The 16,997-nt window shown below is 41.5% G+C and carries 17 protein-coding genes; all 17 read left to right on the forward strand.

The window, feature by feature from the left end; all coding sequences use genetic code 11:
• The first annotated feature begins 7 nt into the window (after positions 1-7).
• The 17 genes from K7B07_RS13855 to asnB all read left to right on the forward strand — a co-directional run bounded on the left by K7B07_RS13855 (position 8) and on the right by asnB (position 16,966).
• The gene (locus K7B07_RS13855) at positions 8-2,380 is read left to right on the forward strand and encodes an exopolysaccharide transport family protein (RefSeq protein ID WP_223710567.1); all 2,373 of its coding nucleotides are present in this window, start codon (positions 8-10) and stop codon (positions 2,378-2,380) included.
• Between the two features lie 15 nt (positions 2,381-2,395).
• The gene (locus K7B07_RS13860; RefSeq protein ID WP_223710569.1) at positions 2,396-3,352 is read left to right on the forward strand and encodes an SDR family oxidoreductase; all 957 of its coding nucleotides are present in this window, start codon (positions 2,396-2,398) and stop codon (positions 3,350-3,352) included.
• Between the two features lie 39 nt (positions 3,353-3,391).
• A complete protein-coding gene (gene rfbB / locus K7B07_RS13865) occupies positions 3,392-4,441 on the forward strand; it encodes a dTDP-glucose 4,6-dehydratase (RefSeq protein ID WP_223710571.1) in 1,050 nt (349 codons plus the stop codon).
• A 32-nt stretch (positions 4,442-4,473) separates the two neighbouring features.
• Complete coding sequence (rfbA, locus tag K7B07_RS13870; RefSeq protein ID WP_223710573.1) at positions 4,474-5,331, forward strand: glucose-1-phosphate thymidylyltransferase RfbA; 858 nt, start codon at positions 4,474-4,476, stop codon at positions 5,329-5,331.
• Positions 5,332-5,760 (forward strand): cupin domain-containing protein, encoded by a 429-nt coding sequence (locus K7B07_RS13875; RefSeq protein WP_223710575.1) that lies wholly within the window; start codon positions 5,332-5,334, stop codon positions 5,758-5,760. It begins immediately after the preceding gene.
• 43 nt (positions 5,761-5,803) lie between these two features.
• Positions 5,804-6,385, forward strand: a complete 582-nt coding sequence (locus K7B07_RS13880; protein WP_223710577.1) for an acyltransferase — start codon at positions 5,804-5,806, stop codon at positions 6,383-6,385.
• Between the two features lie 4 nt (positions 6,386-6,389).
• Positions 6,390-7,412 carry a Gfo/Idh/MocA family protein gene (locus K7B07_RS27810; RefSeq protein WP_223710579.1) on the forward strand — a complete coding sequence of 341 codons (1,023 nt, stop codon included), beginning with the start codon at positions 6,390-6,392 and terminating at the stop codon, positions 7,410-7,412.
• The gene (locus tag K7B07_RS13890) at positions 7,409-7,819 is read left to right on the forward strand and encodes a sugar 3,4-ketoisomerase (RefSeq protein ID WP_223710581.1); all 411 of its coding nucleotides are present in this window, start codon (positions 7,409-7,411) and stop codon (positions 7,817-7,819) included. The genes K7B07_RS27810 and K7B07_RS13890 overlap by 4 nt, the downstream gene beginning before the upstream one ends.
• Positions 7,806-8,228 (forward strand): sugar 3,4-ketoisomerase, encoded by a 423-nt coding sequence (locus K7B07_RS13895; protein WP_223710582.1) that lies wholly within the window; start codon positions 7,806-7,808, stop codon positions 8,226-8,228. Before K7B07_RS13890 ends, K7B07_RS13895 begins: the two co-directional genes overlap by 14 nt.
• Complete coding sequence (locus tag K7B07_RS13900) at positions 8,209-8,775, forward strand: acyltransferase (protein ID WP_223710584.1); 567 nt, start codon at positions 8,209-8,211, stop codon at positions 8,773-8,775. Before K7B07_RS13895 ends, K7B07_RS13900 begins: the two co-directional genes overlap by 20 nt.
• Positions 8,772-9,884 (forward strand): DegT/DnrJ/EryC1/StrS family aminotransferase, encoded by a 1,113-nt coding sequence (locus K7B07_RS13905; RefSeq protein WP_223710586.1) that lies wholly within the window; start codon positions 8,772-8,774, stop codon positions 9,882-9,884. Before K7B07_RS13900 ends, K7B07_RS13905 begins: the two co-directional genes overlap by 4 nt.
• Positions 9,881-11,131, forward strand: coding sequence for an O-antigen translocase (locus K7B07_RS13910; RefSeq protein ID WP_223710588.1), 1,251 nt, complete (start codon positions 9,881-9,883; stop codon positions 11,129-11,131). Before K7B07_RS13905 ends, K7B07_RS13910 begins: the two co-directional genes overlap by 4 nt.
• Complete coding sequence (locus K7B07_RS13915) at positions 11,128-12,063, forward strand: glycosyltransferase family 2 protein (protein WP_223710589.1); 936 nt, start codon at positions 11,128-11,130, stop codon at positions 12,061-12,063. The genes K7B07_RS13910 and K7B07_RS13915 overlap by 4 nt, the downstream gene beginning before the upstream one ends.
• A gap of 95 nt (positions 12,064-12,158) precedes the next feature.
• Positions 12,159-13,433, forward strand: a complete 1,275-nt coding sequence (locus tag K7B07_RS13920) for a lipid II flippase MurJ (protein ID WP_223710591.1) — start codon at positions 12,159-12,161, stop codon at positions 13,431-13,433.
• Complete coding sequence (locus K7B07_RS13925; RefSeq protein WP_223710592.1) at positions 13,423-14,022, forward strand: class I SAM-dependent methyltransferase; 600 nt, start codon at positions 13,423-13,425, stop codon at positions 14,020-14,022. The genes K7B07_RS13920 and K7B07_RS13925 overlap by 11 nt, the downstream gene beginning before the upstream one ends.
• Positions 14,022-14,879 carry a glycosyltransferase family 2 protein gene (locus K7B07_RS13930; protein ID WP_223710594.1) on the forward strand — a complete coding sequence of 286 codons (858 nt, stop codon included), beginning with the start codon at positions 14,022-14,024 and terminating at the stop codon, positions 14,877-14,879. The genes K7B07_RS13925 and K7B07_RS13930 overlap by 1 nt, the downstream gene beginning before the upstream one ends.
• 155 nt (positions 14,880-15,034) lie before the next feature.
• A complete protein-coding gene (gene asnB, locus K7B07_RS13935; RefSeq protein WP_223710596.1) occupies positions 15,035-16,966 on the forward strand; it encodes an asparagine synthase (glutamine-hydrolyzing) in 1,932 nt (643 codons plus the stop codon).
• The last annotated feature ends 31 nt before the right edge of the window (positions 16,967-16,997 follow it).

Consider the following 16,997-nt stretch of genomic DNA (forward strand, 5'->3'; position numbering starts at 1 on the left):
TTCATTTATGCAATCTATAGAAAGAAAAGAAGCCTCCGGCAGTTTAAGCACGAGAGAATTATTTTACAAATATCTCCGGTTTCTTCCTTTGATTATTTTTAGTGTTGCCCTGGCGCTGCTGCTTGCCTGGCTGTACCTCAGGTATACACAGGAGCAATATAGTTCTATGGGAAGTATACTGATCACTACGGAAGAACCTAAGGGCGATAAAGTAGAGGACCTGATCGCCGGCAAAGGAAAGACGACCAACCTGCTCAATGAGATTGAAGTAATGAAATCGCGGCCGTTGATGACGCGTGTGGTGCAAAAGCTGAATTTGCAGGTCGGCTATACCAAAAAAGGGAAAGTGAAAAACATGAATGCCTATAAACAGTCGGCATTTGCCTTTATCCCTGTACAGTTGGTGGATTCAGCTTTGTCATTTTCTGTCGATATTGACTTTATAAACAGCAGTCAGTTCCGGGTCGATAAAAGCAACACCTTATACAACTTCGATCAGCTGTTCCAGACAAAGAATGGCGTGTTTAAGCTTGTAAAAAATGGAGAAGGCCTGCCGGAACCTGGATCTGAATTTACGATGACATATCATAATGAAGATGTGGTAGCTGCAGACATGATCGAGTTATTGAATGTGCAGCCGAAACTTGCTAATACCGAGATCATGTTGGTGGAATATCATTCTGCCAACCCTTACCTTTCATCGGATGTTGTAAATACACTAATGAAAGAGTATACGATATGGAAGGTGGAACAGGCGAATATTTCTATGGATCTGACTATAGACTTTATCAATAACCGGTTGGGATTGGTGCAACATGATATTGACAGCCTGCAAAAGAAGCTGGTAGCCTATCAGAAACGCAATAATCTGGTGGATGCCACATTACAGACAAGCATTCTCTTAGGCAGAGCGCAGGAACAGGACGCATTTAACCAGGAACAACGCCTGGCTTTGAATACACTGGATCTGCTGGAAAGCAGCCTGGATAAAAGAGGAGATGCTATGCTTGTTCCCTCAACATTGGGGATTAAAGATGATGGATTGGCTGAAATGCTGGCAAAACTGAATGAAGCAAAGCTCCAACGAAAAGCGCTTATTGAAGCTAATGTTCCGGTGGATAATCCACAGATCAAACAGCTCGATCAAAGTATTGAGATGATGCGTAGAGGAACCCTGTCCAATGTGGAAACGCTAAAAAACAGCTACCGGAAGAATCTGGGGTTGGTGTCTGTCGAAAAATCAAAAAACACCGGTGGAGCATTGGAAATGCCGGCCAAAGTGACGGATCAGGCTGACATTGAACGGGATCTGGTTTCAAAACTCGACCTGTTCAAGATCCTGGGAGAGAAGCGGGAAGAAGCTGCGATAAAAAGGGCCAGCACCATTTCCAATACAAAAGTTATTGAAAAAGCAGAGCCGGATATAATCCCAATAAAGCCCAATCCCAGGACCGTAAAGATTGCCGCATTGCTTTTCGGACTGGCCATTCCGGGATTGTTTATTGTATTGAAAGAAGCATTCAACGACCGGGTGAATACACGGGCAGATATAGAACGCGCTACTACTGTTCCGATTCTTGGAGAGATCGGGCACTCCAAGTCCGATCAGACACTGGTGGTTAGCAAAACAAAACGGACCCTGATCGCTGAACAGTTTCGTTTACTGAGATCAAATCTGCAATATATAACTGGTAAGCGGGATAAAGTAGTAATCCTGGTGACCTCTTCCTTTGGGGGAGAAGGGAAATCTTTTATCAGTACCAATATAGCCGCAGTTTATGGACTTACCGGTAAAAAAACAATTGTTCTCGAATTTGATCTGCGCAAGCCGAAAGTATTAATTGGACTGGACATGCAAAAGAGGCAGGGGATCAGTAACTACATGATCGGGGATATGGACCTGGATAGTCTTATCATTCCGGTAGCTGGTGAAGAGAATATGTATGTATTGCCCTGCGGACCAATCCCTCCCAATCCCTCCGAATTGCTGCTCAATGAAAAAGTAGATCTGTTGTTTGCAAAACTGAAAAGCAAATTTGATTATATCGTTATTGATACAGCGCCGATTGGTATGGTAAGCGATGCGCTGACGCTAAGCAAATATGCAGATTGTACCCTGTATGTAACACGGCAGGGGCATACATTTAAAAAACAGTTAAACCTGATCAATGAAATGTATGAGAACAAAAAAATGCCGAACCTTTCCATTATTTTGAATGATACCAAGATGCCGACTGGCGGAGGCTATTATGGCAACTACGGGTATGGATATGGATATGGGTACGGGTATGGAGAAAAACACGGTAATGATTATTATCAAGATGATTCCTTTAATGAAAAGCGAAAAAAGAAGGGGATATTCCGGCGTCGAAATAGTTAAAAAGAATTTTTGTATATGAGGATTTTAGTTACAGGAGGAGCTGGTTTTATTGGCTCTAACCTTGTTGAAACACTGCTAAAGGATGAACGTGTGCACATTGTAAGAGTGCTGGACAATCTTTCTACAGGAACAATGAAGAACCTGGAGGATTTTTTTTCTGATGAACGGTTCGAGTGGATGGAAGGGGATATAAGGGACTTTGAAACCTGCTTGAAAGCTTGTGGAGGAATGGATGCCATTTCGCATCAGGCCGCGCTGGGCTCTGTGCCGCGCTCTATTGCCGATCCGCTAACTACCAATGCGGTAAATATCACAGGAACTTTGAACATGTTCACTGCGGCAAAGACAACCGGGATAAAACGGATTGTTTATGCTGCAAGTTCTTCCACTTACGGAGATCATCCGGCGTTGCCTAAAAAGGAAGAAAACATCGGTAAACCATTGTCTCCATATGCTGTTACCAAGTATGTGAATGAGCTTTACGCCGGAGTATATGCGTCATTGTATGATCTGGAGTTGATCGGCCTGCGCTATTTTAATATCTTCGGTCCGCGCCAGAACCCGCAGGGGCCATATGCGGCAGTGATCCCACTCTTTGTTAAGGCACTCCTGGAGCAAAAAGCTCCTGTTATTAATGGAGACGGAAAGCATAGCAGGGATTTTACATATGTTGCCAATGCGGTGAATGCCAACATATGTGCATTGTTTACTGAAAAAAAAGAAGCAATAAACCAGGTTTACAATATCGCTTGTGGAGAGCAGACCAGTTTGCTCACACTGTTTGAACTTCTTAAAACAGAAGCGGGTTTGGATATAACACCTGATTTTGGTGTAACAAGAAAAGGGGATGTCTTGCACAGTCTCGCAGATATTTCCAAAGCAAAATCACTGTTGGGTTATACGCCTTCTGTATCGGTGAGGGAAGGACTGGTCAGAACATTTGAATGGTATAAAAGCAGCGTGGAAGCGTGATCCCGGAACAAACAAAATTTCAATAGTAAGGTGATTAATATGAAAAAAACAGTGATAATTACAGGAGGCGCAGGATTTATTGGCTCTCATGTAGTACGGCTATTTGTGACAAGTTACCCTGAATACAGAGTGGTGAACCTGGATGCGTTGACGTATGCGGGTAACTTGGAGAATTTAAGGGATGTGGAGCAGGCATCGAATTATATATTTGAAAAAGTGAACATTACGGACCAGACAGCTGTGAACGCCTTATTCAGCAAATACCAGCCGGAAGGGGTTATTCACCTGGCGGCAGAGAGTCATGTGGACCGTTCAATCACATCTCCCCTTGATTTTGTTTATACCAATGTAATAGGAACAGTAAACCTGCTGAATGCGGCCAAAGAGTTGTGGAAAGATAATTACGAGGGCAAACGGTTTCATCATGTTTCAACAGATGAAGTATACGGCGCATTGGGCGAAACAGGTTTTTTTACGGAAGAAACGAAATACGATCCGCATTCACCTTACTCCGCTTCGAAAGCGTCTTCTGACCATTTTGTGTATGCGTATGCAGATACTTATGGCTTGCCGGTCGTGGTTACCAATTGTTCCAATAATTATGGGCCAAATCATTTTCCGGAGAAACTTATCCCGTTAATGATCCACAATATTCTAAACAATAAACCCCTACCTGTTTACGGTGATGGGAAATATACGCGGGACTGGTTGTATGTGATCGATCATGCACGGGCCATCGATCTTGTTTTCCACCAGGGGTGTGCGGGAGAAAAATACAATGTAGGAGGTTTCAATGAATGGAAGAATATTGACCTGGTAAAACTATTATGCAAACAGGTAGATGAAAAACTGGGAAGGCCTGCAGGTACCAGTGAGCAGCTGATCACCTTTGTAAAAGACCGCCCGGGCCATGATCTCCGGTATGCAATTGATGCGTCAAAGATCAATAAAGAGCTGGGTTGGAAGCCTTCGGTTACTTTTGAGGAAGGACTTTCAAAAACGATCGACTGGTACCTGGAAAACGAGGAATGGCTCAAACATGTGACCAGCGGGGAGTATCAACAATATTATGAAAAACAATATAATTGAATGTCCCGGACATTTAATCAACACAAAATAAAATGAAAGGTATCATTCTCGCAGGAGGTTCCGGCACCAGATTGTATCCGATTACAAAAGCTATCAGCAAACAGTTGATGCCGATCTATGATAAGCCGATGATCTATTATCCGCTTTCCGTATTGATGATGGCCGGAATCAGAGAGATTCTTATCATCACCACTCCGGAAGACCAGCCCGGTTTTAAACGGTTGCTTGGTGATGGAGAGCGCATTGGCTGCCGGTTTGAATTTGCAGTGCAGGAGCGGCCCAACGGACTGGCACAGGCATTTATAATCGGGGCGGATTTTGTCGGATCCGATAAGGTGGCACTGGTTTTGGGCGATAATATCTTTTATGGTGTGGGGTTGGGCTCACAATTAAAGAACTTAACTAATGTGGAAGGCGGATATGTGTTTGCCTACCAGGTGTCTGATCCGGAAAGGTATGGCGTCGTTACATTCGATGAAAATAAAGTGGCAATGTCAATAGAAGAAAAACCGGCGGAGCCTAAATCCAGCTATGTGGTTCCCGGGCTGTACTTTTATGATAATAGTGTACTGGAGATCGCAAAGAACCTGAAGCCTTCCCCCCGGGGCGAATATGAGATCACTGATGTAAATAGGGAATATTTGAACAGAGGAAAATTGCAGGTAGCAGTGCTGGACAGGGGTACGGCCTGGCTGGATACAGGAACGTTTGACTCACTGACAGATGCCTCAGAATTTGTTCGTGTGATTGAAAAAAGACAGGGAATGAAGATCGGGTGTATCGAAGAAATCGCATACAGGAATGGGTTTATTAACAGAGAAGAACTTAACGTATTGGCCGAAGAACTGACTAAAAGTGGTTATGGTGCATACCTCAAAAAACTTAAATAGATGAATATCCGTTTGATCAAGGGGGGCGAGCATATTGACCAACGGGGCCGTTTGCTGTTTAGTAATGGATTTGATTTCAGCCCTGTAAAACGTATCTTTACAATTGAACACAACGATCCTTCATTTATAAGAGGCTGGATGGGGCACGAGATCGAGAACCGCTGGTTTTTGGCAGTTTGTGGTGCTTTTCAGATAAAAGTAACAGAAGTTACCGACTGGCAAGCTCCGGATATCAGTGATGCAGAATGTGAAGTCTTCCTTTTAAATGCAGATACGTTAGATGTGTTGCACATACCTCCCGGAAATGTTTTTTGTCTGCAAGCAATTGCGCCCGGGTCAAAATTAATGGTCATGTCGGATTATGCGGTGGGCGTTACCAATGATGAGCACCGCTACCCGGTTCTGTATGGAAATGCCTTTCAGGAATAACTTGAAAATGCTTAATGATCAATTTGTTTTATAGTTGAATCCAATGAACACCGAATTTTTTTTTGCGCATCCATCTGCTGTTATTGATGATAGTTGCACTATCGGAACAAAAACAAAAATCTGGCACTTTTCCCACATTATGTCCGGATGTATTATCGGAAAGAACTGCAATCTTGGTCAAAATGTAATGGTAGCTTCTGGCGTAGTACTGGGAAATAATGTAAAAGTACAAAACAACGTTTCGATTTATGAAGGAGTGAGCTGCGAGGATGATGTGTTTCTTGGTCCCTGCGTGGTATTTACCAATGTAGTGAACCCCAGAAGCGCTATCAGCCGTAAAAGCGAATATAAGAAAACGCTTGTGAAAAGAGGTGCAACGATTGGGGCTAATGCAACTATTGTATGTGGAAATACAATAGGTGAATATGCTTTTATTGGTGCGGGTGCAGTGGTGACTAAAGATATCCCGGATTATGCATTGGTTATGGGCAATCCGGCAAGGCAAACAGGCTGGATGAGTGAGTATGGGCATAAATTGCAATTTGATGGGAATGGTCATGCTGTCTGCCCGGAAAGTGGCAAACAATATCTGTTAAAGGGGAATAAGGTTTCTATATTAAAATAGCGGAGTGGGGAATACACTAAAATTTGCCGTTGTTGGTTGCGGCCATATTGGTAAACGTCATGCGGAGATGATCAGCCGGAATAAGGATTGTGTGTTGGCTGCATTTGTTGATGTACAAACAAAAGAAAAATTGGAGCTGGAGCAGTTTTCCGCCCCTCTTTTTTCCTCACTTGAGGCCTTGCTGGCCTCAGATGTAGGTCAGGAGATTGATGTTATCACTATCGCGACTCCCAACGGATATCATGCAGATCAGGCCATGAAATGCCTGGATGCTAAAAAACATGTTGTACTGGAGAAACCAATCGCATTGTATAAGGCTGATGCAGAAAAAGTTATTTATAAGGCCTTACAGGTACGTAAGCAGGTGTTTGCAGTAATGCAGAATCGCTATAGCCCACCGAGCGTCTGGTTGAAGCAACTTCTTGAAAAAGGAATACTGGGAAAGATTTTTCTTGTTCAGATTAACTGCTTCTGGAACCGGGATGAACGTTATTATAAAAAAGAAAGCTGGCATGGAAAAAAAGAGCTGGATGGTGGAACCTTGTTCACTCAGTTCAGTCATTTCATTGATCTTATATATTGGTGTTTTGGTGATATAACAAATATCCGGGCAAGATTCCGAGATTTTAATCATCAGGAGTTGACTGATTTTGAAGATAGCGGAGTGATCAGCTTCGATTTTGTAAATGGAGGAATGGGTTGTCTGAATTATAGTACGGCAGTATGGGATAAGAACCTGGAAAGCCATGTCACAGTAATTGCAGAAAAGGGCTCTCTTAAAGTAGGTGGGCAATACATGAATGAGGTAGAATATTGTCATATTAAGGATTATACAATGCCGGAGCTTACGCCGGTCAATCCGGATAATAGCGATGGGACATATAAGGGATCAGCAGCAAATCTTCATTATATTATAGAAAATGTGGTGGAGGTACTACGGCATGGAGGTGAGCTGACAACGAATGTCCTTGAAGGGATGAAAGTGGTGGATATTATTGAAAGGATATATCAACAGTTGGGTAGATGACAGAACTGCCTCAGATCATTCAGCTGCCAAGGGTTGTCGACAAAAGAGGGAACCTTTCTTTTTTGCAGCACTGCACACCGATTCCTTTTGAAATTAAAAGGACCTACTGGATATATGATGTTCCAGGGGGAGCCACAAGGGGGGGGCATGCATTCAGAGAGCAGCAGGAATTTATTATTGCGTTGTCCGGCAGTTTCGACATAATACTGGATAATGGTGAAAAGGAAACGCGTTACTCCTTGAACAGGTCTTATTTCGGACTCTTTGTTCCGAAACTATATTGGAGAAGGGTTGAAAATTTTTCAACCAATTCGCTGGCTTTATTTGTTTCCGACAGGAAATTCAACGCAAGTGATTATGTAAGGGATTTTGAAGAGTTTCAACAGTTGAAGAGTGTACTCCGTTAATGATTGCAAGGTTGTTGAGTTGCCGATTGTTCATAATGAATCGGGCAATATCACCGTTTTGGAAAACGGCGCGAACATCCCTTTTGATATAAAAAGGATCTATTATTTATATGATGTACCAATGGATACGGAGCGGGGAGGGCATGCACACTATGATCTGAACCAGTATATAATTGCAGCAAGCGGCTCTTTCAGAGTTCTACTTGATGATTGCATCAATCAAAAAGAAGTGTTCTTGAACCGGCCGGACAGGGCATTGCACATCGTGCCTGGGATATGGCGGGAGATCAGGGATTTTTCAAGTGGCAGCATCTGCCTGGTGCTCGCATCTACTATTTACTCTGAAGAGGATTACATACGTAATTATGATGATCTAAAAGCTTTCAGAAATGAGGGATCAGTTTTTTAAACACGTGCTGGCTGACGTTCAGTCCTCAAATATTGGTGAACAGACATCTATCTGGCAATTTGTGGTAATCTTGAAAAATGCAGTAATTGGTAGTAATTGTAATATCAGCTGTTTTGTATTTGTTGAGAATGACGTGATAATAGGCAATAATGTTACGGTGAAATCGGGTGTTCAGCTTTGGGATGGACTCAGAATTGAGGATGATGTTTTCATTGGCCCGAACGTTGCGTTCACAAACGATCTGGTGCCACGGTCGAAGCGTTATCCGGGGAAGTTTTTGGAAACGCATATTAAGAAGGGCGCTTCTATCGGTGCAAATGCAACCATCATCGCGGGGTGTTCAATCGGACGTTATGCGCTGATTGGGGCCGGCAGTGTAGTAACCAATACTGTTGAGGATTATTATGTTTACTATGGGAACCCCGCCCGGCACAGCGGATATGTCACAAAAGAAGGAGTATTGGTAGCTCTTGATTTTAAAGACGAGGAACAGAATTTTTATGTTTTCGCCGAAACAGGGGAGCTGGTAAAAGTGCAGAAGCAATGATAAAATTCCTGGATCTGCAGAAAATCAACCTGGTTCGTCAGGAGGAGATCGAGCAGCGGTTGCTTGATACATTCCGAAGCGGATGGTACCTGCAGGGAAAAGAACTAAGAACATTCGAGTCGGCATTGGCTGCATACATTGGAGTTGACCATGCTATTGGAGTAGCTAGTGGTCTGGATGCACTCCGGCTGATCCTGCGGGGATATATCGAGTTGGGCGTCATACATGAAGGGGATGAGATAATCGTTCCGGCAAATACTTATATTGCCAGTATCCTGGCGATTACGGATAACCGGTTAAAACCGGTGCTAGTAGAGCCGGAGTCTGCGACCTATAACATCGATTTTGAGAAAATAGAAATGGCCGTAAGTGCCAGGACCAAAGCGATCATGGTTGTTCATCTTTACGGACGCTGTGCATGGTCGGAGAAATTAGTGCAGCTGGCAGATAAATATGATCTTAAAATTATTGAAGACAGTGCACAGGCAATTGGAGCCTGCTGGTGTAACAGAAGAACCGGGGGACTGGGTGATGCCGCGGGTTTTAGCTTTTATCCCGGCAAGAATCTCGGTGCTTTGGGAGATGGAGGAGCTGTTTTAACCAATGACCTGCAACTGAAAGAGATCGTTAGCTCCCTGGCAAACTATGGCGCTTCTGAAAAATATATACACAGGTTTAAAGGAATAAACTCCCGGTTGAGCGAACTGCAGGCTACCGTTTTGAATGTAAAGTTAAAATATCTTGATGAGGAGAATGCGCAACGCAGGGAGATCGCACATCGTTATAGTGCCGGAATAGAAAATACCAGCATACTGCTGCCCGAAGAACCGGCAGACAGTTTGGAGCATGTCTGGCACTTATTTGTGATCCGTTCTGCAGCACGTTACAAACTCCAGGATCATCTCCGGGACCACCATATTCAAACATTGATTCATTACCCGGTTCCTCCTCATAAACAAGAGGCATATCAGGAATGGAACGATCTGCATTTGCCATTATCTGAACAGATACACCAGCAAGTACTTAGTTTGCCAATTAGTCCTGTAATGACAACAGAAGAAACAGAAAAGGTCATTGCGGCAGTCAATAGCTTTCGGGCAGTTCAATGAAACTTATAAAAACAAGTTTATTTACTTCGGTATCACAAAGCATCGGTATTCTGGGCGGTTTAGTGAGCGTAAAAGTGATCACCTCCCAGGTCGGGCCACAAGGCATGGCTTACACGGGCCAGTTTATAAATGCAACAGCTTTATTATCGCTTTTTGCGGGTGGGGCTATGTCCACCGGTGTGGTAAAATACCTGGCTGAATATACCGGCGATCGCCAGCGGCAGCAGACCGTGATACAGACGGCGTTTTGGATCACCATTATATGTTCGCTGGGTACTGGTGCAGCCGTACTTTTTTTTGCCCCTTCTTTATCCGCCAGCACATTTCGCACCCCGGAGTATGGGGTGGCATATATTTTTTGGGCATTGCTTCTGGTTTTCACAAATCTTTCCGTTTTAATGTCGAGTATCCTCAATGGAATAAAACAAATTCGTTTTTTGACGTTGGCGAACATTTTAGGCACTGTTGCAGGCGTGGGAATAACAATTTTGTTTGCAAAAAAATACCAGGTGCTTGGTGTGCTGATTGCCCCCAGTGTTACTGCAGTGCTGCTGTTTTTGGTACATCTCTATTTTCTGAATCGGCACCGGTGGTTCTCTTTGGGTGAGATTCTGAAATTCCAACTGAATCGGACCATGGTTAAGCTGCTGCTGTCCTTTACACTGATGGTAACTGTCTCTGGTTTTTTAACTCCTTACATCCAGTTGTTTATCCGTAATAAAATTATCGGGGAGCTGGGATTCAGCGATGCCGGGTACTGGCAGGCTGTTACCCGGATCTCAGATTATTACCTTGGGTTTGTAATTGCCGTGTTATCTGTTTATTACCTGCCCCGTTTATCAGAAGCAAAAGGGCGAGAGGAGCTACGAGCTGAAATCTGGACTGGATATAAAGTGATACTTCCCGCGGTTATGATTATGGCTCTTGTAATTTGGCTCTGCCGGTTTTTTATTATCCGGGTGTTGATGACGGAAGACTTTTTGCCTGCAGCAAGATTGTTTGGTGCTCAGTTTATAGCGGATATCTTTAAAATAGGATCCTGGCTTTTGGCGTATCTGATGGTAGCTAAGACAATGAAATATACATTTATGCTTACGGAGATCATTTTCACGGTCTGTTATGGGGGGCTATCCATTGTTCTGATAAAGCAGTTTGGTTTGCCGGGGGTGGTCTATGCATTTTTGATTACATACCTCCTTTATTGGATACTGATGTATGTGCTTATGCGGAAATATAAATACCTGTGACGCCGGTTGATGTAAAAATCGATATTGTTTGTTTGAACTGGAACTACAGTCGCTACATTCCCTTTTTTTTGGAATGTTTGTCAAATCAGACAGACAAAAACTTCAGGCTTTTGTTTTGTGATAATGCCTCTACTGACGACAGCATTCCTGTTTTTGAATCGGAGATCAGCAAGTATAATTTTCCCCGCGTACTTATCCGGCGGACGGAGCCGTACGGGGTCTCAGCGAATTTAAATCACGTATTAAGGAATTATCCGGTGGCTTTCTATTGCATGATCATATCAGTGGATGACTGGCTGAAACCAATGGCTATCGAAAACCGGATGGGCTTTTTTAATAAACATGCTGATACCGACGTATTGCTAAGTCATCCACTTTTCTTTTTTGAGGATACGACGACTTATCAAGAAACCGCTTTTGATCAACATTTATTGACGGGTGATGTATTTTCGCGCCTGATCCTGGGAAATTTTTTAAGTGCTCCGGGAAGTGTCTGGCGGCTATCGGTACTAAAAGATCTCGACTTTTTTGATGAGAATTTGGCCTTTGAAGATTGGGATATGTGGCTTCGTTGTATAAAGAATAAGAAAAAGATACGTATAGCCGACGATCAACAGGTCGTATACCGGCGTCACGGCAATAGCTTTTCAGCACGCCTTGATTTGAAGAACTTTTATAATTATAAGCAAACGCTGGACAAATACGACGATCATCCCAATTACCGGAAATCATTGAATCGTCGGAAAATTGATACACTTTATTATCTCTATACCCATTTGGGTGACTTTTCCGAAAAGGAAGCGAGGGAATATCTGAAAGTGTTGCAGGCTCCCTCGGTAGCTGTTATATTATGGAGGGTAAAAATTCTTTTGAAGTTGAGGCTTCGGAAAACAACATTTAAAAATATCCGTACATCGCTCTTTGCGGTGTGAGACCATGATATGGATCTGATTGGATTTTTGATCGGACAAATACTCATCGTCTGATTTAACCAGAAATTGAAATAGTGAAAAGTGTTATAAAAACATTGAAAAGTAAGCAAGGGTATTTCCGGCTTAGTGTTTTGGTTATTGTAAATCTTGCAATGCAATTTATTTTTCAATGGTATACGATCGTTTTGTTAGGAGCTGGCGCTGAAACAGATGCTTTTTTTGGAGCAATGACATTACCAACGATGATATTGAGTATGCTGAGTAGCTCCTTAAGCATGGTGCTTGTTCCCGTTTTTTCGGAATTTGATAGGGAAAAAGATTTAAGTGTGGCCTGGGATTTCTTTTGTGCCATCGGGTTGGTATTTATTGCATTAGGAATAATCCTTTTTAGCTTATCTTCCTATTGGGTAACCTATCTTTTGCCGGGGTTTAAGGATGAAAAACAGATCTTGGCAGTTAGTCTGACTAAAATACAGCTCATTGGGATGGTAATGTCAGCCTTACTTAGTATCGTTTGGGCGGCACATGCATCCAGAAATAAGTTTGTTTTTGTTGAAACCACTGCGATTCTTGCTAACATGTTAGCACTGCTTGCGCTATTCCTATTTAAAACAAAGATTGATATCTATCTAATCTCATGGATCAGTATCTTCCGAATAACGTTGCAGGTGATTTTTTTATCAGGCGTCCTTGGTAAACCCAGGATTCCCAATTTTAAAACAGATACTTTTAAGGTTGTATGGAAAAGGCTTCGGCCTTTATTAATGGGTAATTTATATTATAAAACGGATCCTATTGTTGATAAGTACTTTTTATCACAGTCGCAAACCGGGCGGCTTACTATTTTTAATTTGGCACAGCAAATCTACGCTGTCGGAAATATGATATTCATAAAAGTATTTGTAAATACGATGGTGCCTAAAATAGCTGTTGCCCGTAAAAATGATGACTTGAGCGCTGCCAAAAAAATTTATTATACAAGGCTATGGCTTTTATTAGCGATGACGATCATCTGTTCGTTGCTGATCTTGCTTTTCGGCCGTTTTTTTCTTTCAATAGCCTTTAAGTATAAAAACTTTTCAGCGGATCATGTATATTCGCTATGGAACACCTTATTGCTTTTGAGCGGACTTTGGATTGGAGGCGTGTTGGGAAGCGTAACCTCTTCTACATTTTACTCGTTGGGGGATACTGTTACACCAACAAGAATTGGGGCTATTTGCTTTACTTTGTTTATTCCCTTAAAGATTTTTGTGTACTATAAATTTGGCTTTTGGGGATTAGGAGTGGCTATTTCTTCTTACTATATGTTTAGTTTTGCAATTCAAGCTTTTTATTTAACAAAGAGATTTAGAATTTATGATAAATGATAAACACAATATAATTGAAACAATTGAATCACGGACATTTGTGGTGCTTGATGTTGGATGTGGACCAGGTAAGAAGAAACCGGAATGGATTGGAATAGATGCCTTGGATTTTGAAGGAGTTGATATTGTAGGAAACATCTATGAAATTGTAACTCATTTTCCTGATAAATCGGTTGACGAAATTCACTCGTATCATTTTTTTGAACACATTCCGGATATCGTAACTTTGTTACAGGAATTTCAGCGTATATTAAAAAATGGTGGCGTTATTAAGACTGTGGTTCCCCACTTTTCGAATGCTTATTTCTACTCTGACTATACCCATAAGCATTTCTTTGGATTATATTCAATGTCATATTTGGTCAAGGACAACTTGTTTCGGCGGAGGGTTCCCAATTATCAGGTTCATATTGACCTGACGTTAGACGCGGTTCATCTTCGGTTCTCTTCTCCGTTTTTAATAACAAGAATGTTTAGAAAATTTTATGAAGTTGTAATTAACAGCAGTAATTTGTTTAAAGAAATTTATGAAGATAGTTGGTCAAGGAATTTTCCCTGTTATGAAATTGAGTACATAATGAAAAAATAATGATTGAAGAGGGTATGCCCTCTGTTTGTATAATGATACCTACGTACAACCAGAGCAAATATATTTCCCTGGGTATCGAAAGCGCGCTTCGGCAAGATTACACTAATATTAGTGTTGTGATCGCAGATGATTGTTCAACGGATGATACAAAAGAGGTTGTTCAGAAATATCTGGCAGATTCCCGGGTTAAATATTGGAGAAACGATAGGAATCTAGGGAGACTTGCAAACTACCGGAACTTGCTATATAATCTGACAAGTGCTGATTGGGTCGTGAATTTAGACGGTGATGACTATTACACCAATCCGTCTTTTGTATCCAATGCGATCAAGAGAATTGTTAAGGAAGGTACTGCTGAAAACGTGTTATTTTATCAGGCTGCACATATAGTTAAGTTCCCGGATAAACTGGAATACCCGAAATATTGTTTTTCGGGAGAGGAAATTATTTTAACCGGTAGCGTCTATGTGTTCGGCCCGGTTTCACGGCAAAACTTTTCTCATATGTCGATTATTTATAATAGGAAAAAGGCGATCGAAAGTGGATTTTATGAGATGAATATCAGCTCAGCTGATATTTACTCTATATACAAAAGTTGTATAAACAACCCGAATGACACTGTAATAGTCGCTAAAGAAATATCCGGAATCTGGGTAAAGCATGGACAGAATATTTCTTCAAACCTGCGATTTTTTGACCAGTTTAAGAATTACGGATTGTATGTGAACCTATCGTTACTGGCAATAAAAAAAGGAATTGGGATTACTAAAGTAGCCGGTTGGCTTTTTAATCGAACTATGAGTTATTGGAAAGGGTATGCTTCTAAGCTGATGCAACGAAGACGGGTTCAACAATAAATGATCATAAGATGATGAATCGTGGAACAATAGCTTTTTCATGCTACGCCTGGCGCGGATGGGTCAGAGCGATCTGTGTTACTGATCTCGGAACGCGATCCGTTGAAGAAGGAGCCTTGCTCTGGATGATATAACCGCTAACTTTTAAAAATTTATTGTCTAATAATACTTATTACTCAATGTGTGGCTTTTCCGGATTTATTGACTATACCTGTTCTTTAACAGAGGAAGATATTATTAAAAGTACAAAGACGCTGCGTCACAGAGGCCCGGATGGCTTTGGTTATGAATTTATTTCAACAGATCAATGTCATATCGGTTTGGGGCATACGAGGCTATCAATAATCGACTTAAGCAATAATGCAGGACAACCGATGTGGTACCGGTCCTATTGCATTGTTTTTAATGGGGAGATCTATAATTTTAAAGAGATTAAAGAACGGTTAACTTTAAAAGGCCATGTGTTTAACACGACCAGTGACACAGAAGTTATCTTGCACGCTTATGAGGAATGGGACGCAAACATGTTACATGAATTTATTGGAATGTTTTCCATTGTGATCTATGATAAAGAAAAACATCAATTGTTTATTGCGCGTGACAGAGCTGGAGTAAAACCTTTGTATTATTCTGTTGATGACAAGGGCTTGCTTTTTGGATCCGAGCTAAAAAGCCTCATGAGTCATTCACGGTATGTTAGAGCCATTAATATCGATGCTCTTGCCTTATATTTACAATATGGTTATATACCTGCCCCTCACAGTATTTTTAAAAAAACATACAAACTCAAACCAGGGCATTACATAGAGTATAATATTTCAGATAAAAAGCTCAATGAGAAACAATATTGGAATGTGTATGATTGTTATAATCAACCGGAACTTAAAATTGAATTCGAAGAAGCTAAGAACGAAACAAGACATATTTTAAAAAAAGCTTTTCAGTTGAGAATGGTAAGCGATGTACCCGTTGGTGTTTTTTTAAGCGGCGGCTTTGATAGTACCTGCGTCACAGCTTTATTGCAACATGATTCAACCGAGCGGTTAAAAACTTTTACGATTGGAATGACCGATCAAAATCTTAATGAAGCCCCTTATGCAAAAGAAATAGCGCATTATCTGGGAACGGATCATACCGAAATGTACTGTACTGAACAGGAAGCTCTGAATATCATTCCAGACCTCCCGTTTTATTATGACGAACCTTTTGGAGATAGCAGCGCAATTCCGACTATCTTAGTGAGCAAAATTGCGGCTAAAGATGTTAAAGTAGCCTTATCAGCAGATGGGGGCGACGAGATTTTTGCCGGGTATACCCGGTATATTTATGCAGAAAATAGTATGCGATATGCTATAAAAACTCCCAGTTTCTTAAAGAAAATTGCGAGCAGCGTAATGGACCGACTTCCGCCTGAATATATACCTGGAGGAAATAAGATTGAACGCTTTCCCTTGCGATATAATAAAGCTAAGGAGCTGCTTAAGCTGAAACCGGTGGCGAAGGAAATAATGGATTTTGCAACGAAAAATATAGACTGGGAGAGTACCAAGACCCTTTTTAAAGATGATGTAAGATTGGTGAATACTTTTTTTGACAGTACTGAATTAAAGGGGGAGCGGTTTTCCCTGTTCCCCTATATGATGGCAATGGACTATCAAACTTATTTGGTGGATGATATTTTACAAAAAGTAGACCGTGCAACCATGAGTGTTGGTTTGGAAGGAAGAGAGCCTTTCCTCGATCAGCACATTATAGAATGGGCCGCCCGATTACCCTTAGAGTATAAGTATAAATCTGGAATACAGAAGCATATTCTTAAGGAAATAGCTTATGACCTGGTGCCTAAAGAATTGTTGGATCGGCCTAAATCGGGATTCTCCATTCCCCTTGGTAAATGGATGCATGGTTTTCTTAAAGATAAGGTTGATTATTATTTTTCCGATACGTTTATAAAAAAACAGGGGATTTTTGAGCCAGAGAATTTAAAAGCGCTTTTAAGCGATTTTTATAATAAGCGCAAACGCGGTGCAGCAGTTATCTGGTTTATATTGGTATTTCAAATGTGGTATGAAAAGTGGATGGATTGATAAGTGTAAATAAAGTATTCTCCCGGCATTT

Origin of the sequence: Niabella beijingensis (assembly GCF_020034665.1) — a bacterium.
Taxonomy (GTDB): Bacteria; Bacteroidota; Bacteroidia; order Chitinophagales; family Chitinophagaceae; genus Niabella; species Niabella beijingensis.

Excerpts from the sequence above, each read along its gene's own strand:
- K7B07_RS13855 (WP_223710567.1), top strand. The coding sequence starts at position 8 with ATGCAATCTATAGAAAGAAAAGAAGCCTCCGGCAGTTTAAGCACGAGA.
- K7B07_RS13860 (WP_223710569.1), top strand. The coding sequence starts at position 2,396 with ATGAGGATTTTAGTTACAGGAGGAGCTGGTTTTATTGGCTCTAACCTT.
- rfbB (WP_223710571.1), top strand. The coding sequence starts at position 3,392 with ATGAAAAAAACAGTGATAATTACAGGAGGCGCAGGATTTATTGGCTCT.
- rfbA (WP_223710573.1), top strand. The coding sequence starts at position 4,474 with ATGAAAGGTATCATTCTCGCAGGAGGTTCCGGCACCAGATTGTATCCG.
- K7B07_RS13875 (WP_223710575.1), top strand. The coding sequence starts at position 5,332 with ATGAATATCCGTTTGATCAAGGGGGGCGAGCATATTGACCAACGGGGC.
- K7B07_RS13880 (WP_223710577.1), top strand. The coding sequence starts at position 5,804 with ATGAACACCGAATTTTTTTTTGCGCATCCATCTGCTGTTATTGATGAT.
- K7B07_RS13890 (WP_223710581.1), top strand. The coding sequence starts at position 7,409 with ATGACAGAACTGCCTCAGATCATTCAGCTGCCAAGGGTTGTCGACAAA.
- K7B07_RS13900 (WP_223710584.1), top strand. The coding sequence starts at position 8,209 with ATGAGGGATCAGTTTTTTAAACACGTGCTGGCTGACGTTCAGTCCTCA.
- K7B07_RS13905 (WP_223710586.1), top strand. The coding sequence starts at position 8,772 with ATGATAAAATTCCTGGATCTGCAGAAAATCAACCTGGTTCGTCAGGAG.
- K7B07_RS13910 (WP_223710588.1), top strand. The coding sequence starts at position 9,881 with ATGAAACTTATAAAAACAAGTTTATTTACTTCGGTATCACAAAGCATC.
- K7B07_RS13925 (WP_223710592.1), top strand. The coding sequence starts at position 13,423 with ATGATAAATGATAAACACAATATAATTGAAACAATTGAATCACGGACA.
- K7B07_RS13930 (WP_223710594.1), top strand. The coding sequence starts at position 14,022 with ATGATTGAAGAGGGTATGCCCTCTGTTTGTATAATGATACCTACGTAC.